Annotated in this window: 22 protein-coding genes; 4 read left to right on the plus strand and 18 right to left on the minus strand. The window is 71.9% G+C overall.

Annotated elements, in window-relative coordinates; genetic code table 11:
- Window positions 1–5: 5 nt before the first annotated feature.
- A complete protein-coding gene (locus tag MRBLWH7_RS05290; protein ID WP_342001931.1) occupies window positions 6–800 on the plus strand; it encodes a response regulator transcription factor in 795 nt (264 codons plus the stop codon).
- Between the two features lie 30 nt (window positions 801–830).
- Here MRBLWH7_RS05290 and MRBLWH7_RS05295 read toward each other — a convergent pair whose 3' ends face one another.
- The 8 genes from MRBLWH7_RS05295 to MRBLWH7_RS05330 all read right to left on the minus strand — a co-directional run bounded on the left by MRBLWH7_RS05295 (window position 831) and on the right by MRBLWH7_RS05330 (window position 9,066).
- On the minus strand, window positions 831–1,997 hold the full coding sequence (locus MRBLWH7_RS05295) for a hypothetical protein (RefSeq protein WP_341999851.1): 1,167 nt from the start codon (window positions 1,995–1,997) through the stop codon (window positions 831–833).
- Window positions 1,994–3,667 carry an ATP-binding protein gene (locus tag MRBLWH7_RS05300; protein WP_341999852.1) on the minus strand — a complete coding sequence of 558 codons (1,674 nt, stop codon included), beginning with the start codon at window positions 3,665–3,667 and terminating at the stop codon, window positions 1,994–1,996. Before MRBLWH7_RS05300 ends, MRBLWH7_RS05295 begins: the two co-directional genes overlap by 4 nt.
- A gap of 99 nt (window positions 3,668–3,766) precedes the next feature.
- Window positions 3,767–4,420 carry a hypothetical protein gene (locus MRBLWH7_RS05305; RefSeq protein WP_341999853.1) on the minus strand — a complete coding sequence of 218 codons (654 nt, stop codon included), beginning with the start codon at window positions 4,418–4,420 and terminating at the stop codon, window positions 3,767–3,769.
- A 102-nt stretch (window positions 4,421–4,522) separates the two neighbouring features.
- A complete protein-coding gene (locus MRBLWH7_RS05310) occupies window positions 4,523–5,032 on the minus strand; it encodes a GIY-YIG nuclease family protein (RefSeq protein ID WP_341999854.1) in 510 nt (169 codons plus the stop codon).
- Window positions 5,033–5,211: 179 nt separating this feature from the next.
- The gene (gene rpsA / locus MRBLWH7_RS05315) at window positions 5,212–6,660 is read right to left on the minus strand and encodes a 30S ribosomal protein S1 (protein ID WP_341999855.1); all 1,449 of its coding nucleotides are present in this window, start codon (window positions 6,658–6,660) and stop codon (window positions 5,212–5,214) included.
- A gap of 280 nt (window positions 6,661–6,940) precedes the next feature.
- Window positions 6,941–7,726 (minus strand): PH domain-containing protein, encoded by a 786-nt coding sequence (locus tag MRBLWH7_RS05320; RefSeq protein ID WP_341999857.1) that lies wholly within the window; start codon window positions 7,724–7,726, stop codon window positions 6,941–6,943.
- A 7-nt stretch (window positions 7,727–7,733) separates the two neighbouring features.
- A complete protein-coding gene (locus MRBLWH7_RS05325; RefSeq protein WP_341999859.1) occupies window positions 7,734–7,901 on the minus strand; it encodes a hypothetical protein in 168 nt (55 codons plus the stop codon).
- Between the two features lie 115 nt (window positions 7,902–8,016).
- Window positions 8,017–9,066 carry a zinc-dependent alcohol dehydrogenase family protein gene (locus tag MRBLWH7_RS05330; RefSeq protein WP_341999861.1) on the minus strand — a complete coding sequence of 350 codons (1,050 nt, stop codon included), beginning with the start codon at window positions 9,064–9,066 and terminating at the stop codon, window positions 8,017–8,019.
- A gap of 54 nt (window positions 9,067–9,120) precedes the next feature.
- Here MRBLWH7_RS05330 and MRBLWH7_RS05335 point away from each other — a divergent pair, with 54 nt between their 5' ends.
- On the plus strand, window positions 9,121–9,414 hold the full coding sequence (locus MRBLWH7_RS05335) for a DUF503 domain-containing protein (protein WP_341999863.1): 294 nt from the start codon (window positions 9,121–9,123) through the stop codon (window positions 9,412–9,414).
- Between the two features lie 3 nt (window positions 9,415–9,417).
- Here the strand turns inward: MRBLWH7_RS05335 and MRBLWH7_RS05340 are convergent, their stop codons facing one another.
- The 6 genes from MRBLWH7_RS05340 to MRBLWH7_RS05365 all read right to left on the minus strand — a co-directional run bounded on the left by MRBLWH7_RS05340 (window position 9,418) and on the right by MRBLWH7_RS05365 (window position 13,355).
- On the minus strand, window positions 9,418–10,062 hold the full coding sequence (locus tag MRBLWH7_RS05340) for an SDR family oxidoreductase (RefSeq protein ID WP_341999865.1): 645 nt from the start codon (window positions 10,060–10,062) through the stop codon (window positions 9,418–9,420).
- A gap of 98 nt (window positions 10,063–10,160) precedes the next feature.
- A complete protein-coding gene (locus tag MRBLWH7_RS05345; RefSeq protein ID WP_341999866.1) occupies window positions 10,161–11,255 on the minus strand; it encodes an NAD(P)-binding domain-containing protein in 1,095 nt (364 codons plus the stop codon).
- 61 nt (window positions 11,256–11,316) lie between these two features.
- Window positions 11,317–12,093: an isocitrate lyase/phosphoenolpyruvate mutase family protein gene (locus tag MRBLWH7_RS05350; protein WP_341999868.1), complete on the minus strand. Its 777-nt coding sequence runs from the start codon at window positions 12,091–12,093 to the stop codon at window positions 11,317–11,319.
- Between the two features lie 39 nt (window positions 12,094–12,132).
- Window positions 12,133–12,573, minus strand: coding sequence for a YchJ family metal-binding protein (locus MRBLWH7_RS05355; protein ID WP_341999870.1), 441 nt, complete (start codon window positions 12,571–12,573; stop codon window positions 12,133–12,135).
- Window position 12,574: 1 nt separating this feature from the next.
- Complete coding sequence (locus MRBLWH7_RS05360; RefSeq protein WP_341999871.1) at window positions 12,575–12,940, minus strand: TraR/DksA C4-type zinc finger protein; 366 nt, start codon at window positions 12,938–12,940, stop codon at window positions 12,575–12,577.
- A 49-nt stretch (window positions 12,941–12,989) separates the two neighbouring features.
- Window positions 12,990–13,355 carry a hypothetical protein gene (locus MRBLWH7_RS05365; protein WP_341999873.1) on the minus strand — a complete coding sequence of 122 codons (366 nt, stop codon included), beginning with the start codon at window positions 13,353–13,355 and terminating at the stop codon, window positions 12,990–12,992.
- Window positions 13,356–13,679: 324 nt separating this feature from the next.
- Here MRBLWH7_RS05365 and MRBLWH7_RS05370 point away from each other — a divergent pair, with 324 nt between their 5' ends.
- Together MRBLWH7_RS05370 and MRBLWH7_RS05375 are read left to right on the plus strand one after the other, a co-directional pair.
- On the plus strand, window positions 13,680–14,207 hold the full coding sequence (locus MRBLWH7_RS05370) for a hypothetical protein (RefSeq protein WP_341999875.1): 528 nt from the start codon (window positions 13,680–13,682) through the stop codon (window positions 14,205–14,207).
- Window positions 14,208–14,479: 272 nt separating this feature from the next.
- A complete protein-coding gene (locus MRBLWH7_RS05375; RefSeq protein ID WP_341999877.1) occupies window positions 14,480–14,959 on the plus strand; it encodes a hypothetical protein in 480 nt (159 codons plus the stop codon).
- Here the strand turns inward: MRBLWH7_RS05375 and MRBLWH7_RS05380 are convergent.
- From MRBLWH7_RS05380 to MRBLWH7_RS05395, 4 genes are read right to left on the minus strand one after another with little or no spacing between them, the layout of a single operon-like run.
- A complete protein-coding gene (locus MRBLWH7_RS05380) occupies window positions 14,878–16,230 on the minus strand; it encodes a DUF6716 putative glycosyltransferase (RefSeq protein WP_341999879.1) in 1,353 nt (450 codons plus the stop codon). The genes MRBLWH7_RS05375 and MRBLWH7_RS05380 overlap by 82 nt on opposite strands.
- Window positions 16,227–17,099, minus strand: a complete 873-nt coding sequence (locus MRBLWH7_RS05385; RefSeq protein WP_341999881.1) for an N-acetylneuraminate synthase family protein — start codon at window positions 17,097–17,099, stop codon at window positions 16,227–16,229. The genes MRBLWH7_RS05380 and MRBLWH7_RS05385 overlap by 4 nt, the downstream gene beginning before the upstream one ends.
- The gene (locus MRBLWH7_RS05390) at window positions 17,096–18,358 is read right to left on the minus strand and encodes an acylneuraminate cytidylyltransferase (protein ID WP_341999883.1); all 1,263 of its coding nucleotides are present in this window, start codon (window positions 18,356–18,358) and stop codon (window positions 17,096–17,098) included. The genes MRBLWH7_RS05385 and MRBLWH7_RS05390 overlap by 4 nt, the downstream gene beginning before the upstream one ends.
- Window positions 18,355–19,266, minus strand: coding sequence for a hypothetical protein (locus MRBLWH7_RS05395; protein WP_341999885.1), 912 nt, complete (start codon window positions 19,264–19,266; stop codon window positions 18,355–18,357). Before MRBLWH7_RS05395 ends, MRBLWH7_RS05390 begins: the two co-directional genes overlap by 4 nt.
- Window positions 19,267–19,489 lie beyond the last annotated feature (223 nt).

The raw sequence follows: 19,489 nt of genomic DNA on the forward strand, positions 1-19,489 counted from the left end.
ATATCATGACCGACGTCCAGGGTCCGTCGACGGCACCGGACCCGGAGGGTGCATCGGTGGAAGAAGCGCGCGTCGCGGTCGTGATCGAGGACGAGGAAGACATCCGTTCTCTCCTGTCGACCGTGCTCGCTCAAGCGGGCTTCGAGGTGCACGGCGCGGCCAACGGCGCGGACGGCGTGGAGCTGGTGCGGGAGCGCCGGCCACTGGTGACGACGCTCGACGTCAACATGCCGGGCATGGACGGCTTCGAGACCGCCAAGCGCATCCGCGCCATCAGCTCGACCTACATCGTGATGCTCAGCGCCCGCAGCGAGGAGATCGACGCTCTGCAGGGACTCGAGGCGGGGGCCGACGACTACGTCGCCAAGCCCTTCCGCCCGCGCGAGCTGCGCGCCCGCATCGACGCGATGCTGCGCCGGCCGCGGCAGGTGGCGCCGGCCGACCCCGAGGCCGTCGGTGAGAACGGGCCGCCGGACGGCGTCTGGCTCGAGCACCACGGGCTGCGCCTCAATGCCTCGACCCACCTCGTCACCGTCGACGACCAGGACGTCGAGCTCACGCGAAGCGAGTTCGACATCCTCGCCGACCTCCTCGTGGCAGGCCGGCGAGTCCGGGCGAAGTCGGATCTCGCCCTCATGCTGCGCGGCGACCAGTACGCGGTCAGCGACTTCGTCTCCGACAGCGATGCCCGCGCGATCGAGGTGCACATGGCGAACCTCCGACGCAAGCTCGGCGAGTCGCCGGCGCAGCCGCGGTGGATCGAGACCGTCCGCGGCGTCGGTTACCGCCTCACCGCCTGACGCACGCTCCGCGAGGGCGGACGGATGCCGCTACTCGCCCTCGTCGACCAGCACCGACGTCTCGACGTTCGCAGCCGCGCGGCTCGCGGCCTCGCGGGCCGCGAGCAAGAGCTCCGCGGGGTCGTACCCCGCGGTCTCGCTCAGCGCCACGCCGACGCCGACCACCGGGATCACTCCCCCGCCGACCTTCCCGAGGTCGTCGAAGAGGCCGCGGTAGATCGCGCCCGCCTGCCGTCGCGCCTCCTGCGCGGATGCGACCGCGAGGGCGATGACGAGCCCGGTATGCCCATCCTGGCCCACGACGGCGTTCGTCGGCGCGTGGTGGCGCACCCCGGTGCGCCAGGTCGCGGCCACCGCGCCGGCGACGTCACTGCCGAACGCGGTCGAGATCTGGTCGAGGTCGTCGAGCCGCACGGCCGTCACGGCGATCGCCTCGAAACGCCGCTCGGCGCGGCGGCACATGCCCTCGAGCACGGCGACGAACGACGCCTCGCTGAGGATGCCCTGCTCCTCGTCGACGGCCTGGGCCTCGCGCAGATAGCCGCGCACCGGCGCGCGGCTCGCGCGCAGCACCGAGGTCACGACGACGGCGACGATCGTCAGCGTCACCGTGAGGTAGCTCGTGCTGATCGTGCCGAACGCAGTCTCGAACAACGCGCTGTCGGGGCCGGAGGTCACGAAGGCGGTGGTGCGCGACACGTAGTACAGCGACTGGAATCCGAGGACGGCGCCCAGCACCCACGCCGTCCGCGACTCGCGCATCTCGCCGCGGAGACACTCCACGGCGCCCGCGCCCGCGAAGGCGAGCAGCGGCACGAACATCCACAGCGCACCCGCCCAGTCGCCGCCTTCGTCGCCCTCGACCGCGACCGCGAGAGCCGCCATCGCCACGGCTCCGACCACGAGGATCGACGACCAGCGCATGTCGCGCCGGTTGAAGCGGCGGCATCCCAGCCACATGCACCCCGTGCCCGCGACGAACGCCGCGTTTCCGACGGCGATCGCCCACCAGGCGCCGTCGGACTGCGACCAGATCGTGTAGGCGAGGGTGGTGAGCATCGCCGCGAGGAACGCGATCGACCAGATGCGCCCCGCCCCCTCGTCCCGTCGCAGCAGCGTCTCGAGGATGAACAGCACCCCGCTGACGTTGACGACCAGCGCGGTCATGATGAGGACGCTCGGCAGATCGAGGGTCATCGCTCGTCTCCTTCCGGGCCGATCGAAGGCAGCTTCACGATGAAGGTCGAACCGACGCCGGGCGCGCTGTGCAGGGCGAGCTCGCCCCCGTGGGCGCGCACGATGTCGCGGGTGATCGCGAGGCCGAGGCCGGTGCCGGCCCGGCGTTCGCCGCCGGCCTTGTAGTACCGCTGGAAGAGTCGCGACCGGTCGGCGTCCGTGATGCCGACGCCGGTGTCGCGCACCAGGATCCAGCTCGACGTGCCGTCGGTCGTGGTGCCGACGAACACCGTGCCGCCGTCCTTGTTGTAGGCGATGGCGTTCGACACGAGGTTGTCGACGACCTGCCGCAGCCGCAGCGGGTCGGCCCAGGCGGTCGCGGGCTCGAGACCCGTCTCGTCGATGATGATCGCCCGGGCGGTCGCCCTCGGCAGTGCGTCGGCGGCTGCGGCCCGCACGAGGTCGCGCACGTCGAGGAGTTGAGGGGCCAGAGATGCCTCGACCGACGACGGCGACGAGCTGGACGCCGCGAGGATGTCCGCCACGATCCGGAGCAGGCGCTCGGCGTTGCGCTCGGCGACGTCGAGGCTCGCCCGCACCGCGTCGGGGGTGTCGGGGTCCTCGATGGCGAGGTCGAGGTAGCCCAGGATCGACGTGAGCGGGGTGCGCAGCTCGTGCGACACCGAGGCGACCAGGTCGTCGCGGGCCCGGAGGGCGTTGAGCTCGGCCGTCACGTCCCGCGAGACGACCACCGCGCCGGCGTCGCCGCCGTCGGGGTCGGTGAGGCGTCGCGCCGTGACCGTGAGCGCGCGGCGGGGTCCGGGCTCTGGCCCGAACCACACCACCTGATCGTCGAACGCCTCACCGCGGCGCGCGCGCTCGAGCGGAAGCTCGTCAGGCGGCAGCGGCGAGGTGCCGTCGTCGCGGAACGCCGGCACCTCGGTGCCGTCGTATTCGAGCTCGAATCCCTGCAGGAGCCTCCCGTGGGCCTCGTTCGTGACCGCGACGCGCCCGCTCGTCCCCATCCGCACGACGCCGAAGTCGACGGCATCCAGCACCTCGGTGACCACCTGCTCCTGACGTCTGGTGCGCGCGAGCACACTGGCGAGCAGTTGCGACTGCTTCGCCAGCAGCATGCGCTGGGCATCCGAGCGCCGGGCGTTGAGGTGGCTCGTGACGGCGACGGCGATGATCACGAGCGGCAGCAGGAAGGTCCGGTACGTCACCTCGGCGGCGCTCAGCGCGGTGAGCACGCTGACGATGCCCGCGATCGCGACGATGACGCCGAAGAGCCCCAGCAGGCCGAAGCCGCCGGCGAGCCACGTCGCCGGGAAGATCCACAGGAGCCCGAGGGCCGTCTCGGGCGCCGCGACCTGCATCAGGGTGATCGCGACGATGTCGATGGCGGGCACCACCGCGACCCAGCCGTAGGGCAGGCGGCTCCACGGCACGACGAGCGTGACGGCCGTCACCGCGACCACGACGACCACGCCGAGGAAGAAGAGCACCGGCTCGCCGCCGAACGGCCCGATCGCCACGAGCACGCCGAGCACGAACACCACCGCCGCGAGCAGCAGCTGGTTCAGCGTCGCGGTGCGACCGCGCGTGTGATCGGCGCCATCCGGCGCGGTCCCGCCCGTGCGGGAGCGCGCCGCGGGCCCCTCCGGCTCGCCCCGTTTCGCGGCGGTCATACCGCGACGGTAACGGATGCTGCGGCCCTGCGCCCGAACGGCGCGCTCGCCGCCGCCCACCGGGCCGGCGAGTGCGCCGGGTGCGACCCAGGCGCCGGATCAGAGCCCGAAGTCGCCGAAGTCCCCGAATCCGCCCATGTCGCCGCCGGCGGCGTCGCCACCCCACCCCGAGCCCGGGTCGCCGCCCCAGCCGGAGCCGGAGTCGGCGCCGGCGTCGGCGGCGCCGGTCTCGCCGGACCCGCCGTCCGCGGCCGAGCCGTCCTCGGAGCCCTGGTCGTAGGCGAGGCCGGGCGCCAGGAACGAGCTCACCAGCGCCGAGCCGATGACGTAGCCGACCACCGTGCCGAGGATGGACGAACCGAGCATCGAGCCGAACGAGGGGCCTTGGCGCTGGGGTCCGAGCGTGCGCTCCATGAAACCGGGGTTGGTGTACTCGGCGCGGGTCGCGGCACGGGCCATCGCCTGCGGATCGGTCGAGCGCGGCTGCTCCTGCGGCGGGAGGCCCGCCGAGAGCTCGGCGAGAACCTGCTGCCGCTGCGGCTCGGTGAGCTTCGCGAAGGCCTCCGCGTGCACCTGCTCGATGGTCTCCGGCGGCGCCGTCTTCAGTAGGTATCGGTAGCGTTCGATCGCGATCTCGTCCTCGCTCCGGGGCGGCTGAGTGCCCGGCCCCTGGGCGCCGTAGCGGTTCTGCGGGACAGGCGGAGCCTGGCGCGCGTCATCCGCGCCTCCGAACAGTCGGTCGAGGAATCCCATGTGCTGCTCCGTCGTCTGCGTGGGCGGGTGGATCCTCAAGCTAGGCGCGTTTCCTCCGAACCTGCTGGAGGATCCGCGGTGGTTCTCGCAGAGCGTACCGGCTCACCCGCGCGCCGCGAGCGCCTCGCTCAGCCAGCGGACGTGGAGGTGCCACGGGTCGTCGACGCCGGCGGCCAGCACCGCGATGTGGGCGGACAGTGCGTCGGAGCGGCGGAACCACTCCGTCCCAGGGAAGCGATCGGCGGCGAATTGCAGGTGCCGTCGCTGCTCGAGCGCACGCCCGCCACGCTCGAACGCCAGCAGCTCGTCATGCCAGATGGCCCCGAAGCGCTGACGCGGGTTCGCGCTCGTGCCGATCTTCACGCGGTCGCCGTAGCGCAGGTAGTACACGACGTCGACGCGGGGCGGCGCGACGTCGTCGTCGGGCAGGTCGCCATGGCGCCATTCGCACACGGCGCACAGCCAGCCGGACGGATAGCGGACGCCCAGCCGCGACCCGCACAGCCGGCACGGCGACGGCAGTGCATCGGTGACGCCGTACTGGGCGCCTGCCCACTCCCCCGCCGCCGCGAGATGACCCTCGCACAGCGCGACCGGAGCGTCCGCAGGCACAGCGCCGCGGCATCCGTCGTCATCGACAAGACATCTCGCGGCGGGAGGAAGCTCTGACACAGGGCGACGGTACCGGCGACCTCCGACGTCGGGGCAAGCGAAAGGCCGCCACCCCGCCGAAGCGGTGGTGACGGCCTTCGAACCGGACGGTTCAGCGAACCGGGCGGCTCAGCTCAGGATCAGCGACCCGAGAGCTTCTCACGCAGAGCCGCGAGTGCCTCGTCGTCGGCCAGCGTGCCCACAGGGCTGCTGTCGGACGAGAACGAGGACGAGCCGGTCTCGGCCGGAGCAGCCGCCTCGGCCTCGAGGGCCTTGGTGACGGCGGCCTTGTGGGCCTCCCAGCGCGAGTGGGCGGCGGCGTACTCCTGCTCCCACTTCTCGCGCTGCTCGTCGAAGCCTTCGAGCCACGCGTTCGTCTCGGGGTCGAAGCCCTCCGGGTACTTGTACTCGCCGTGCTCGTCGTACTCGGTGACCATGCCGTACAGGGCCGGGTCGAACTCGGTGCCGTTGGGGTCGACCGACTCGTTCGCCTGCTTCAGCGAGAGCGAGATGCGGCGACGCTCGAGGTCGATGTCGATGATCTTGACGAAGACCTCTTCGCCGACCGACACGACCTGCTCGGCGAGCTCGACGTGCTTGCCCGACAGCTCGGAGATGTGCACGAGACCCTCGATGCCGTCTGCAACACGCACGAACGCACCGAACGGAACGAGCTTGGTGACCTTGCCCGGCGCGACCTGACCGATCGCGTGCGTGCGGGCGAAGACCTGCCACGGGTCCTCCTGCGTCGCCTTCAGCGACAACGAGACGCGCTCACGGTCGAGGTCCACCTCGAGGATCTCGACGGTGACCTCCTGGCCGACCTCGACGACCTCGGACGCGTGCTCGATGTGCTTCCACGAGAGCTCCGAGACGTGGACGAGACCGTCGACGCCACCGAGGTCGACGAACGCACCGAAGTTGACGATCGACGAGACCGTGCCCTTGCGGACCTGGCCCTTGTGGAGGTTGTTGAGGAACGTGGTGCGCGACTCGGACTGCGTCTGCTCGAGCAGGGCGCGGCGCGAGAGCACGACGTTGTTGCGGTTCTTGTCGAGCTCGAGGATCTTCGCCTCGATCTCCTGGCCGAGGTACGGCGTGAGGTCGCGGACGCGGCGGAGCTCGATGAGCGATGCGGGGAGGAAGCCACGCAGGCCGATGTCGACGATCAGACCACCCTTGACGACCTCGATCACGGAGCCGGTGACCACACCGTCGTTCTCCTTGATCTTCTCGACGTCGCCCCACGCACGCTCGTACTGTGCGCGCTTCTTCGAGAGGATGAGGCGGCCTTCCTTGTCCTCCTTCTGGAGAACGAGGGCTTCGACCTCGTCGCCGACCTTGACGACCTCGTTGGGGTCGACGTCGTGCTTGATGGAAAGCTCACGCGAGGGGATGACGCCCTCGGTCTTGTAACCGACGTCGAGGAGGACCTCGTCGCGGTCGATCTTCACCACGGTGCCCTCGATGAGGTCGCCGTCGTTGAAGAACTTCAGGGTCTTCTCGACCGCGGCCAGGAAGTCCTCGGCAGATCCGATGTCGTTGATCGCGACCTGCTTGGTGGCCGGGGCGGTCGTTGCGGTAGTCATGTAGTGGGTTGTCCTTGTTGGGGTTGGGTGTCGGGCCCCGGCTTTCAGCGGCTCCCCCGCGCGAGCGCGAACGGATGCCTCGACCGAGGCGAAGCGGATTTTCCAGCGATGTCACTCGGCCCCTGCGGGGATCCGGTCACCGGCGCGAACCGGAACTCGGGCGTGGCGAAACAGCCACACGAGTGACACTCCAGGGTACCAGAACGGCCGGGTCTGAAGAGATGTTCCCGATCGCCTCGAAATCCGCGTTCACACGGGGCCCCGCGGTTCGGTGTCGGGTTCAGCGGGGGAGCTCGATCGGGGCCGTATTCGTCCGGTCGGGATCGAAGGGCGCCGGCGACGGGGTCGCCTCTCCGCGCAGCTGCGCCAGCCGCTCGTCCTCCCGCCGCTGTGCGTCTGCGAGCCAGTCCCACCCCGATGTCGTGGAGCCGCGCCGCACGTCGGGGACCGGAGCGGTCGAGCTGCGGTCGTCGACGACCGGCACGACGGTGACGGATGCCGCGGCCGGAGGCGCCGGCGGTGCCGCAGGCGCGAAGGGCGCCCCGGCGAACTGTTCCGCCCCCGGCCGGCCGGCGGCACCGCGGAGGCCGGCCTGCTGGATGACGCGCTGGATCGTGAGCCCGCGCTGGTCGGGATCGCCGACGTACTTGATCTCGCGCAGCCCCTGCTCCTGCGCCGCGGACTCGAAGACGAAGTGGCCGTAGCCGAAGATCCGGCCGATGAGCGGCTTGTACACCGAGATGTCGAGGATGCGCGCAAGCGGCATGGTGGCGATGCGCTGCGACAGGATGCCGTGCACGCGGAAGACGCGCATGTTGGTGATGACGAAGCGGTCGGTGTGCTGCTCGAAGACCCGCCAGATCGCGTGCAGGGTCACCGCGGCGCCGAGGAGCGCCGGCACCCACCAGGCCTGCGCGGGGACGAAGAAGGCGAGCAGGAGCACGACGACGCCGCCGAACAGCTCGAGCACCGCCGAGACCGTGGCGGCCCAGTGCTTGCGGACCTCGTCGACGACGTGCTCTCCCTGATCCGAGATCAGGTGCTTCTCGATCCGCGGATCGAACATCTCGGTCCTAGCCCTGGGCGAGCGCCATGAAGAAGTCGACGACGGCGACCCCGGCGCCCCACACGGCGCCGACGGCGCCCTGCACGGCGTTCGCCGCATCCTGCGGCCGGGTGATGAGGTAGAACGCCGCGAACGCGATGATGAGCACCACGACGATGCGCTTGATCAGCTTCACGGTTCGGGTTCCCTTCGCCTTCCTGCTGTTCTACCCCACGAACACCCTCCCACGCGCAGGCGCGCGGGCGCGTCGCGAATCGCTGAGCCGGTGTTCGGGCGTGCCACGAGCCCGCTCACGGCCGCAGCAGCACCTTCGTCGCGCGCCGCTCGTCCATCGCAGCGTACGCCTCGGCGGCGTCGGCAAGCGGGAGCTCGAGGTCGAACACGCGGCCCGGCCGGATCGCACCCGAGCGCACATCGGGCAGGAGTTCCTCGATGTAGCCGCGCACGGGCGCGACGCCGCCGTTCACGCCCACGTTGCGGTTGAACATCTGCCGCACCGGCAGCTCCGGTCCGCCGTTGGGCACGCCCACATAGCCGACCATGCCGCCGGGACGCGTCGAGCGCAGCGCCTGGTCCATCGACTCCTTGGTGCCGACGCATTCGAGAACGCGGTCCGCACCGATGCCACCGGTGAGCGCGAGCACCGCCTCGATTCCGGCCTCGCCGCGCTCCGCCACGATGTGGGTGGCGCCGAACTCGCGCGCGAGCGCCTGCCGCTGCGGATGACGCGACATCGCGATGATCCTCGTTGCGCCGAGGCGCTTGGCCGCGATGATCGCGCACAGCCCGACCGCGCCGTCGCCGACCACCGCGACGGCGTCGCCAGGGCCGACGCCCGCCGAGACCGCGGCGTGGTGGCCCGTGCCCATGACGTCGCTGAGGGTGAGGAGGCCCGGAACCTCGGCATCCGCCACGGGTCCCGGTACGACCGCCAGCGTGCCGTCGGCGAGCGGCACGCGCACGCGCTCGCCCTGGCCGCCGTCGGCGAAGCCGCCGACGCGGTCGTCGCTGCCCCACCAGCCGCCGGTGAGGCATGAGGTGCTGACGCCGTTCCGGCAGTTCGCGCAGGTGCCGTCGCACACGTAGAACGGGGCGATCACGAAGTCGCCGGGACGCACGACCTCGACCTCGTCGCCGACCTCCTCGACGACGCCGACGAATTCGTGGCCGATCCGATGCGGCTCGCGTGTGGGCGTGACGCCGCGGTAGGGCCAGAGGTCGGAGCCGCACACGCATGCGGCGACCACGCGCACGATCGCATCGGCGCCGGTGGACAGCACGGGATCGGGGACGTTCTCGACGCGGATGTCGCGGGCGGCATGGATGACGGTGGCGAGCATGACACGAGCCTAAGGCGGCGGGCCCTCACCCGCGGCCGCTGGCACGATGGACCCATGTGGATCGGGTGGATTGAGTTCGACCTGCTGCTCGGCGACGTCCGCTCGCTCAAAGAGAAGCGCGGCGTGCTGCGCCCGCTCGTCGCCGAGTTGAGCCGGCGCACCGAGGCGGCCGCCGCGGAGGTCGGCGAGCACGACCTGCACCGCCGGGCGAGAATCGGCGTCTCGATCGTGGCGTCAGGGTCGTCGCACGTGCGTGATGTGCTCGACCACGCCGAGCGCCTGGTCGCCGACCACCCCGAGGTGACGCTGCTGTCGGCGCGCCGCGGCCTGCATTCCAGCGAGGACTGAGGTTCAGCCCGCGATCGCGTGGCCGATGATCTCGTCGCCGGCGCCGAACCGGATGGTCCGGCCGATCGTCGAGTCGTCCGCGATCGTCGCAGCGATCACCGCGGCCACGTCCGCGCGCGGGACCGCGCCGCGTTCTTCCGGATCGAGTGCGATGCGGCCGGTCGGCGGATCCAGCGTGAGGGTACCGGGCGCGAGGATCGTCCAGTCGAGCGCGCCCGCGGCGAGGTGCGCGTCCGCGGCCCATTTCGCGTCGGCGTAAGGGAAGAACGAGGCGTCGGACGCGATGCCGTGGTCCGCGCGCGAGCCCAGCCACGACACCATCACGTAGCGCAGCACGTCGGCCGCCGCAGCCGCGTCCATGGAGCGGATCGCGGCATCGCGGTCGACCGCGTACGTGCGCGACGGGTCGCCGCCGCCGGCCCCGGCGGACCAGACGACGACGTCGTTGCCGGCCACGATGTTGACGAGCTGGTCGAGGTCCAGCGCCTCGACATCGGCGACGAGCGGCTGCGCGCCCGTCGCCGCGACCTCCGCCTCGTGTGCCGCGTTGCGGATCACCGCGGTCACCGTGTGCCCCTGCGCCACGAGCAGCGGCTCCAGCAGCAGAGTGACCTTGCCGTGGCCGCCGAAGATCAGGATGCGGGCCATCGTTCCCCCTTCGTCGTGCGCTCCACGCTACGCCGCGGCCGCTCCGCCGCGCATCACGCTCGGCCTGCTGGGCGACGCGCCCGGCCGCTCCCGAGTCGTCAGGCGGCGATCGCGACCGGGTCCGCCACGATCGCTCGGACGGCGTCACGGCCCGCTCGATTCGCGCCCACGGTCGACTGCGACGGGCCGTAGCCGATGAGGAAGAGGCGCGGCTCGTCGATCGAGCGCCCGTTCTCGACACGGAACCCGCCTTCGGGCGTGCGCAGCCGCAGCGGCGCGAGATGGTCGAGCGCGGGCCGGAAGCCCGTGGCCCACAGGATCACGTCGGCGCGCTCCAGCGTCCCGTCGGGCATGCAGACGCCGTCCTCCTCGATCGAGGAGAACATCGGATGCCGCACCAGCACGCCGCGAGTCTCGGCCGCCCGCGCCCAGGGCGTCCAGTGCATCCCGGTCACCGAGATGACACTGCCGGGCGGAAGACCCCGGCGCACGCGGTCCTCGACGCCGGCGATGGCGGCGACGCGCGCCGGGATGTCGAAGTCCTCCTCGACCCAGTCCGGCTCGCGCCGCGTCACCCAGAAGGTGTCGGCGACGTGCGAGATCTCGTCGAGCAGCTGCACCGCCGAGACGCCGGCGCCGACGATGACGACGCGCTCGCCGCGGAACCCTTCGGCCGAGACGTAGTCGCCCACGTGCAGCTGCCGCCCGCGGAAGCGCTCCTGCCCCGGATAGTGCGGCCAGAACGGACGCGTCCACGTGCCTGTGGCATTGATCACGAAGCGCGCGGCCCACGTGCCGCGGTCGGTCTCGACCCGCAGCCGACCGCGGGGGTCGTCGTCGGCGCGGCGCACCGCCTTCACCTGCACGGGCCGGAGCACGTCGAGCGCGAAACGCTCCTCGTACTCCGCGAAATACGCGGGAAGGATGTCGCGGCTCGCCGCTGCGGGATCCGCCGGGGGCACGGCGAATCCAGGCAGCTCATGGATGCCGTTCACCGTCGCCATCCGCAGCGACGCCCAGCGGTGCTGCCACGCTCCGCCGGGCTCGGGGTTGGCATCGACCACGAGGAACGTTTGGTCCACGGCGCTTGCGCGCGAGAGCGGGACGAAGCCGCGGCGCTGCAGGTGATACGCGGCGGAGAGTCCCGCCTGGCCGGCACCGATCACGATGACGTCGACGGGTGCGGGCTCCATGCCCGGCACAACGACGATCGGCCCGCGAGGATTCCCCCCGGGCCGATCGGACGAGGCCCCGTCAGTTCAATGCGCGGGTGGAGGCGGGGATGACGCCGTCCGCGTACAGGTCGGCCGCGAGATCCTGCAGCGCGGTCAGCGCGACGCGCTGCGTCGTGGGTCCATATGAGATGCGAGCGACGCCGAGCGCCTCGTACTCCCCCGCCGGCAGCGCGCCGGGCACGCCGATGACGCTGATCTTGCGCTCGCCGATCCCCTCGACGAGCCGGCGCGTGACGTCGGCGTTCAGGATGCCGGGCACGAACACGAGGTCGGCGCCGGCGGCGAGGTAGGCGCGTCCACGCTCGATCGCGTCGGCGATGGACTCCTCGATCGGCCGCTTGCCGGCCCGCACGAACGCGTCGGTGCGGGCGTTCAGGACGAACGGCACGCCCTCTGCTTCCCCGGCCGCGATGATCGCCTCGACGGTGGCCGCGGCCTCGTCGAGCGGCACGAGGCGGTCCTCCACATTGGCGCCGACGACGCCCTTGCCGATCGCGCGACGCACGGTCTCGCCGGGATCGCCGTAGCCGGCGTCGAGGTCGGTGCTCACCGGAAGGTCGCCCACGGCCTCGACGATCCGGCCGACCATGTCGAGCGTGGTCTCGAGCGGGATCCCGCCGTCCGGATAGCCGAACGTCGCGGCGATCGAATGGCCCGCCGTCGCGATGGCGCGGGTCTCGGGGAGCGCGGCGATGGTGCGGGCCGACACGGCGTCCCACACGTTCACCAAGCGCAGGATCTCGGGGGCGGCGTGCAGTCGGGCGAGGGTCTGTGCTTTCTCTGCCTGAGTGGTCATGACTGCCACGCTATCGGCGCTCCGAGCAGGGAGGACCGGTCACGCCGGATCGATCCGGCCGTCGAGGTACCACCAGCGCCCGCCCTGCTGAACGAAGCGGCTCCGCTCGTGCAGCACGCCGCGATCGCGGCCGTGGCGCCAGGCGGCGCGGAACTCGACGACGCCCCGCTTGTCGGCCTCGGCTCCCTCCCCGACGGCGGCGATCTCGAGTCCGGTCCAGCGCTGGTCCGGATCGAGGGTCAGGTCGTCGGGACGCGTGCCCGGATGCCAGGTCTCGCTCAGATACGCCGCGTCGCCCACCACGAACGCCGTGTACCGCGACCGCATCAAACGCTCAGCGGTCGGCGCCGGCGTTCCGCGCAAGGCGGGGGCGCAGCATCCGGCGAAGCGTTCGCCGCTCCCGCACGGGCAGGGATCGGCGTCGGCGACGCGAGGAAAGCCGTCGAAGGCGGCACGGGATGCCGCGGCGCCGAACGACACGTCAGGCGCCGGCCTTCTCGGCGCACGACACGCAGCGGGTCGCGAAGGGTCGCACGCGAAGCCGCGCGATCGGGATGCCCCGACCGCAGTCGACGCAGATTCCGTAGGTGCCGGCCTCCCAGCGCCTGACGGCCTCGTCGATCTCGGCGATCTCCCGGCGGGCGGCTTCCTCGAGGGCGACAGCGCGGGACCACTCCCCCGACAGCGTGACGCCCTCGGGATCATGCTCGTCGTCGGCGACGTCGGAGCCGCGATCTGCGCGGAGCTCCTCGAGCGTCTCGTCGATCGCCGCGATGCGCACGGTGGCCGCGTCGTGCAGCTCGTCGAGGAGCGCTCGCAGCTCTGTCCGGCTCGCGGCGGAGGTCATCGCATGAGACTACGCCCGGATGCCGCGGCCCGGCCGCAGCCGTGCCGGATCAGCCCGAGACCTCCACGGTGAACGTCACATCCTGGATGCCGCCGTCCTCGTTCGACAGCACCACCTTCGTCGTCCCCTCGGCGAGCCCCTCGACGCCCGGGTTGTACGTCGTGCCGCCCTCTTCGCGACCGGCCGTGAACGTCGCGACGGACGTATCGGAGACGACGCCGCGGTAGCTGTCGACGGCGAGGTCGCCGGTGTCGATGTTCAGCACCTGTCCCACCGCGAGCTCGACGGTCTCGCCCTGGAGGTCGCCGACGTCGCGGGTGACCGGAGCGATGACCGGCTGCGGCGAGGCGCAGCCGCTGAGCGCGACGAGGGAGGCGGCGAGCATGAGCGAGACGACCGGTCCGGCGATGCGCATGGCGTCATGATGACAGCCCAGCCGCCGCACGGCCAGTGCGCGGCATTCGTGTGGTCAGGCGATAGGGATCTCCCAGGACGAGCTCTTAGCCTGGAGGCATCGCGGTGAGGGGGAATCCCGGTCCCCTCCGCGAAACCCCTGCAGGCGATGAGTCGCCCGGGACCACTCCTCGTGCCCGACCCCCCGTGGGCACGAAGGGCGGTCTCACCGACCCGCCCGGAGCCGGCGATCTGCGACACTCCCCGGACGCGATCGCCGGCTTCTCCGCGTGCGCGCTGTGGATAACTCCGTCGGAGCGTCGACGCCGGCGGATAGCGTGGGGGCGTGAGGACTCGGGTGACGGCGGCGGCGCTCAGCGGCCTGCTCGTGCTCGTGCTCGCCGGGTGTACCACCCCGGGGCCGGTGGAGCCCACGCCGACGCCGGCGTTCTCGAGCGAGGAAGAGGCGTTCGCCGCGGCGGAGGAGACGTACCGGGCCTACGTGGACGCGCTGAATCAAGTGGATCTCAGCGACCCGGAGACGTTCGAGGCCGTGTACAGCTGGACGACCGGCGAAGCCAACGCCAACGAGCGGAAGTCGCTCTCCCAAATGCACGCCGACGGGTGGGTCGTCGATGGCGATACGGCTGTCGTGGGCTTCCACCCCGGTGCCATCGAGGACGGAACCGTTGACGCGGTCGTATGCAGTGACGTGAGTGAAGTACAAGTGTCGAACGCCGAGGGGCAGTCGATGGTTTCTCCGAACCGCCCAAGTACATACGCGCTACAGGTAGCGTTCGTTGCTTCGTCAACTGCGACGGGGCTCAGCGTCAGCACCAGCGATGCTGTGGAAGACTCCCGGTGCAGCTCGTAGCGGCCTCCCTGGTGTTGCTCGCGATTGTGGGGCCAGTGCACAGCTCACCAGCCTCAGATTGTTCGGGGTCTAGCGCTTGGACCTACTGCGAGGTAGACAACAGCGGGTCGAGCGTCAGCGTCGGCGCGGGCAAGTCCCAGCCCGGCAAGGCGACGAACAACGAGCCCCGATCGAACTCTGGCGCCGCTCCCGCGCCCGAAGCCCCCACCGAGCCCGAGGACTGCGGTCCGCTCAACCGCTGCGAGACGTACGTCGTCGCCGGCCCGCCTGACGTGACCCTCGCCGACCTCGCCTCCTTCCGGCCCGCGCAGCCGACGCTCGCCGGAGAGCCCGCGGGCTTCGGCGTCGTCGGAATGCCGACGAACCTGCTGGCGTCGGCATCCGAGCAGCTCATCCCGGGCACCGTCCTCGGGTGGGACGTGACCGTGCGCTTCGTCCCGGTCGCCTATGTGTTCGGCAACGGCGATGGCACGACAACGCGTGCGACCACCGGCGGCACGTCGTGGGCGGCCCTCGGCCAGGGGCAGTTCACGCCGACCGCGACGAGTCACGCATACCGGGCCCGTGGGACGTACCCGGTCTCGGTGACGGTCGAGTACGAGGCCTCCGTCGATTTCGGCAGCGGCACCTGGCGGCCCGTGCCCGGTGTGGTGCGGGCCCAGGCGGCCGGCTACGGCGTGCGCGTCGTCGAGGTGCGCACGGCGCTCGTGGACCGCACCTGCGTCGAGGATCCGACCGGCCCAGGCTGCTGAACGGCGCCCGCGATCGAGCGGCGCGCACGATTCGTCAGCCGCACCACCTCGCGCAGCGGCACGCCGACGGCGTAGGCCACAGCGCCCGATGCGGACGTGTCGCTGCGGCCGAGGGCGACCTTGCGCTCCCACGCGTCGCGCAGCACACCGCCACGGCGAGACACCGGCGCGCGGGGCGGCAGCCGCCCCGCCGAGCGCTGCGCGAGCAGCGCCTCGACGTGGGCTGTCCAGTCGTCGGCCTCGGGCGCATGGAAGTAGTTCTCGTCGAGCCACTCGGGATCGGGGTGCCTGAACCGGCGCGCGACGACGTCGTCCTCGCTCGCGAGCAGGTCGGCGTCGGCGAGCGTCTCGTTGATGAGGCGCGGCGAGACCCCGAACGTGTCGAGTGCGATGACGGGGATGCCGCGGGCGATCGCCTCGATCGCCGCCGTGGAGCTGACGGTGACGAGGCCCTCCGCGGTGTCGAGCGCGGCGCCCATCGACCCGGTCGAGGTCACGAGATTCCGCGGCAGCGGGCCGAGCGAGGCGAGCAGCTCGGGGTAGCCGTCGAGCTCGGCGTGCGTCTGGTGCTCGCCCGACGCGGCCCGGAGCTTCACGACGACGCGCCGCGACGGATCCGCCTCGGCCGCCCGCACGAGCATGCGCGCGACGCGCAGCCGGTCCTCCCGCCCTGCGGGCACCTTCGCCTGCGTGGCGAACACGAGGTCGGTGCCGTCGGCGTCGGGGCGGGCGCCTCCGCAGGCGGTCACCGCGCCGCGCGCGAAGGGCAGCGTCGCCAGGGCGTAGCGGTGTGCGTAGCCGGTACGGGCAGACAACGCGCCGAACTCGCGCACCTCGCGGCGCGAGTGCACCACGAACAGGTCGGACTGCAGCCGGTAGACGACGGCTCTGCGTGTCGCGGGGATCGAGATGCCGGGAAGCCCCGTCACCACGACGGGGCGCAGAGCGAGTGCGGCAAGGTCGCGCGCGAGCACGCGCACGAGCGGACCGCGCGCGCCGATCACGACCACCTCTGCGCGCAGTTCGGCGAGGCGGGCCGCCAGGCCGGGGTAGGCGATCCGCTCCACGCGATCCCGCGCCAGCCCGCTTCCCCTGAGCGCGGAGTCGAGCTGGGCATCGCTCACCACGAGCGGCGTGTCGAGCACCAGGAGCGAGGCATCCCATCGCTCTCCGACACTTCCGAGCAGTGCCGCCGCCCACTTCACGTAGGAGTCGGTGTCGGCGATCGCGACGACCCGCGGCCGCCTGCCTTCCGTCGCGTGCGCACTCACGCGGGGACGCGGCGCAGCTTCGCCATGGGCGCGAGTTCGCCCGGGTACACGCGCTTGACGCCGTCGCCGAGGGCCGCCTCGATCACGCGGATGTCGCGCACCAGGTGCTGAAGGCCCGCCGGCTCGAGCGACGCGGCGTGGTCCGAACCCCACATCGTGCGGTCGAGCGTGATGTGCCGCTCCACCGCGACGGCGCCGAGGGCGACGGCCGCGAGCGAGATCTGCAGACCGCGCTCGTGGCCCGAGTAGCCGACCGGCACACCCGGGAAGCGGTCGCGCAGCGCCGGGATCATGCGCAGGTTGGCCTCCTCCGGTTCCATCGGGTACGTCGACGTCGCGTGCATCAGCACGAGGTGATCGGTGCCGAGGATGTCGATCGCGGCGTCGATCTGCTCGATCGTCGACATGCCGGTCGAGAGGATCACCGGCTTGCCGGTGTCGCGGAGCGCCTGGAGGAGCTCGACGTCGGTGAGCGAGGCCGATGCCACCTTGTGTGCGACGACCCCGAGGTCCTCGAGGAAGGCCACGCTCGGCACGTCCCACGGCGACGCGAACCACTCGAGGCCGCGGAGCAGCGCATGGTCCGAGATCTCGATGTACTCCTCGCGATCGAACTCGACGCGCCGACGGTAGTCGAGATACGTCATGCGGCCCCACGGGGTGTCGCGCGGCATGTCGCGCATGTGCTCCGGAGTGGCGATCTCAGGTGTGCGCTTCTGGAACTTGACCGCGTCCGCTCCGGCGTCGGCCGCCACGTCGATGAGGCGCTTGGCGATGTCGACGTCGCCGTTGTGGTTCAGCCCGATCTCGGCGATGAGGTACGCGGGGCGTCCTCCCCCGACGACGCGGGATCCGATGGTGACGGTCATGAGGCCTCCTGTGGTGCGGTGGGGTGATCGGATGCGGTGACTCGCACCGGCGCGACGGCGGGGCGGAGCGTGTCGGCCACGGCCGTGGCCGATCTGCCGGTGAGCACGCGCTCGGCGAGGTCGCGCACCGCGCCGGCGCCGCCAGGGTGGTCGAGCACGACGCGCGCGGTGGACAGGACGAGGGGGTGCGCGTCGGGCACAGCGATGGGCCAGCCGACCATCTCGAGGCACCCGAGGTCGTTGACGTCGTTGCCGAGGTACGCGATGCGCGAAAGCGGAATGCCCCGCTCCCGCGCCCACTCGCGCAGCACCGCCGCCTTGTCGGCCGCGGCCTGTCGCACATCGACGCCGAGCTTGCGCGCACGGGCCGCGACGACGGGGTTCGCCTCGGTCGAGAGGATGAGGAAAGGGATGCCGCCGGCCCGCAGCATCCCCACCCCCATGCCGTCCGATCGGCTCACGGTGACGGATTCGACGCCGTTCTGGTCGACGTGCACGGTGTCGTCGGTGTGCACGCCGTCGAAGTCGGTCACGACCGCGTCGACGGGGATCGCACCCGCGTGGGCGCCGAACGAGTCGCGGTCGACCAGCGGCGCGAGCGTGCGCGCGAGCTCCAGCTCGTCGAGCGTGTCGATCTCGATCGCGGTGCGCGGGGCGACCTCGGCGATGCCGACGCTGCCGAAGAAGCGGTGGTTCGCCGCGCGGAAACCCGCCGCCCGCATGACGTAGAAGCCGCCCGTCTCGAGGTAGTGCGGTTCGCGCTCCTGCCGGCGCGGGCGCACGTCGATCTCGTGGTTGACGGGCTCGGCCGCGCTGCCGACGCCCTTCTCCCACAGGAAGCCGTACGTCTCGACGGCCGAGAAGACGCTGTCGCGCCGTCGCGAGCGCACGAGCTGCACGGCCGCGGTGAGGGCGTCGACGTCGATGAACGGCGAGGTGGCCTGCAGGAACGCGAGGACGCCCACGTCGACCTTGCGCGCGTCGAGCGTGTCGAGGGCGTGCACGAGCGCGCTCTCGCTGCTCGCCAGGTCGCCGGAGAGGTCCGCGGGTCGCTCGACGATCTCCGCCCCCCATTCGGCGGCGACTGCGGCGATGTCGGCGTCGTCGGTCGTCACGACGACGCGGTCGATCGCGGGACAGCGCCGCGCCGCCTCGACCGCACGCGCGACGAGCGGGACGCCGCCGACGCGCTGCAGGTTCTTGCGCGGCACGCCCTTCGAGCCGCCGCGGGCGGGGATGACGGCGACGACCTCGCTCATGCCGCCGCCGTCCGGGCCGAGCGGCGCACGCGGCCGGTGTGCACGGTCGCTCCCGTGCCTGCGAGTACCAGCGGGAGTGTGGTCGTGGTGCTCGACGGCAGCGTGTGCACGTCGAGCGGCCCCCGAGCCCCGGCGAGCACGAGCTCGACGGGCAGTCCGGTCTGGTGGATCCGCAGCTCCGGCGCGGTCGCGACGGCGTCCAGCTGCTCCGCCGTCTCCCGGCGGTGCGGGAGGTACACGGCGCCTCCGGCAGCGGCATCCCGCGCCCATCGGACGTAGTCGAGCAGCAGCATCCGTCCGTCGACCGGCAGCGCGCTGCCGAGCACGACCCGGCGGCCGAGTCCGGGCGCGGGAGGCGCGCTCTGCCGAGTCCACGAGAAGTCGTGGCGTCGGATGCCGAACCCGTGGTCCGCGAGTGCGTCGAGGCGGTCGGCGCCGAGGTCGAACGCGGTGAACATCCCCGCTCGCCGCGCGGTCGCGCGGCGGTGGACGAGCTCCGCGGCGAACGGGGCGACGAAGGTGGTGAGTCCGCGCTCGTCGATGCTCGGGCGCGCGTAGGGACGCCGGCCGAGGAGCGTGTCGGCGTATGCGATCGCGTGGGCGCCGTCATCGAGGAAGGTGATGCGGTGCGGGCGCAGGACCGCGGCGGCGAGCCGGAACTGGCCCGAGAAGCCGTCGCCGACGAGCCAATGGCCGTGGCGGGCGAGCAGGCTCCAGGGGATGCCGAGGTAGGGCTCGAGCGCGCCGAAGCGCGCGCCGCGCGACAGCAGCACGTCGGCGGTGGCCGAGATCTGCGGGGTCAGCCGGCCGGCGACCGGAACGGTCGTCCTGTGGGCGGCCGCCCACTCCGCGGCGCCGACGAGCTGCAGCGGCGACTCGACCCACGCCAGCACGTCCTCGCGACCCATGGGGCGCCCTCCTTCCGGCTGTGCCTCACGATCGGGCTCAGCGCTGTCTGCCCACGGTGGGCGCCCGACGTGAACGCGATGGGTCCTGGCGTGGGGCCGGTGCCGGTCCGGTAGGTGAACGGCGGGTAGCGGGGCACGGCACGTCGCGGCCGCCATCCCCCGACGACGAGCCGACGCGTTCCTGCGCCCGGGGTGCACGTCGGCGGCGCATGCCAGGATGAAC

The organism is Microbacterium sp. LWH7-1.2 (genome assembly GCF_038397755.1).
Taxonomy (GTDB): domain Bacteria; phylum Actinomycetota; class Actinomycetes; order Actinomycetales; family Microbacteriaceae; genus Microbacterium.

What these genes read in the sequence shown, in the direction of transcription:
- MRBLWH7_RS05305 (WP_341999853.1), bottom strand. Translation starts at nt 4,420, where the DNA reads ATGGGATTCCTCGACCGACTGTTCGGAGGCGCGGATGACGCGCGCCAG.
- MRBLWH7_RS05300 (WP_341999852.1), bottom strand. Translation starts at nt 3,667, where the DNA reads ATGACCGCCGCGAAACGGGGCGAGCCGGAGGGGCCCGCGGCGCGCTCC.
- MRBLWH7_RS05390 (WP_341999883.1), bottom strand. Translation starts at nt 18,358, where the DNA reads ATGAGCGAGGTCGTCGCCGTCATCCCCGCCCGCGGCGGCTCGAAGGGC.
- rpsA (WP_341999855.1), bottom strand. Translation starts at nt 6,660, where the DNA reads ATGACTACCGCAACGACCGCCCCGGCCACCAAGCAGGTCGCGATCAAC.
- MRBLWH7_RS05395 (WP_341999885.1), bottom strand. Translation starts at nt 19,266, where the DNA reads ATGGGTCGCGAGGACGTGCTGGCGTGGGTCGAGTCGCCGCTGCAGCTC.
- MRBLWH7_RS05335 (WP_341999863.1), top strand. Translation starts at nt 9,121, where the DNA reads ATGTGGATCGGGTGGATTGAGTTCGACCTGCTGCTCGGCGACGTCCGC.
- MRBLWH7_RS05320 (WP_341999857.1), bottom strand. Translation starts at nt 7,726, where the DNA reads ATGTTCGATCCGCGGATCGAGAAGCACCTGATCTCGGATCAGGGAGAG.
- MRBLWH7_RS05385 (WP_341999881.1), bottom strand. Translation starts at nt 17,099, where the DNA reads ATGACCGTCACCATCGGATCCCGCGTCGTCGGGGGAGGACGCCCCGCG.
- MRBLWH7_RS05330 (WP_341999861.1), bottom strand. Translation starts at nt 9,066, where the DNA reads ATGCTCGCCACCGTCATCCATGCCGCCCGCGACATCCGCGTCGAGAAC.
- MRBLWH7_RS05290 (WP_342001931.1), top strand. Translation starts at nt 6, where the DNA reads ATGACCGACGTCCAGGGTCCGTCGACGGCACCGGACCCGGAGGGTGCA.
- MRBLWH7_RS05350 (WP_341999868.1), bottom strand. Translation starts at nt 12,093, where the DNA reads ATGACCACTCAGGCAGAGAAAGCACAGACCCTCGCCCGACTGCACGCC.
- MRBLWH7_RS05360 (WP_341999871.1), bottom strand. Translation starts at nt 12,940, where the DNA reads ATGACCTCCGCCGCGAGCCGGACAGAGCTGCGAGCGCTCCTCGACGAG.
- MRBLWH7_RS05295 (WP_341999851.1), bottom strand. Translation starts at nt 1,997, where the DNA reads ATGACCCTCGATCTGCCGAGCGTCCTCATCATGACCGCGCTGGTCGTC.
- MRBLWH7_RS05365 (WP_341999873.1), bottom strand. Translation starts at nt 13,355, where the DNA reads ATGCGCATCGCCGGACCGGTCGTCTCGCTCATGCTCGCCGCCTCCCTC.
- MRBLWH7_RS05340 (WP_341999865.1), bottom strand. Translation starts at nt 10,062, where the DNA reads ATGGCCCGCATCCTGATCTTCGGCGGCCACGGCAAGGTCACTCTGCTG.
- MRBLWH7_RS05345 (WP_341999866.1), bottom strand. Translation starts at nt 11,255, where the DNA reads ATGGAGCCCGCACCCGTCGACGTCATCGTGATCGGTGCCGGCCAGGCG.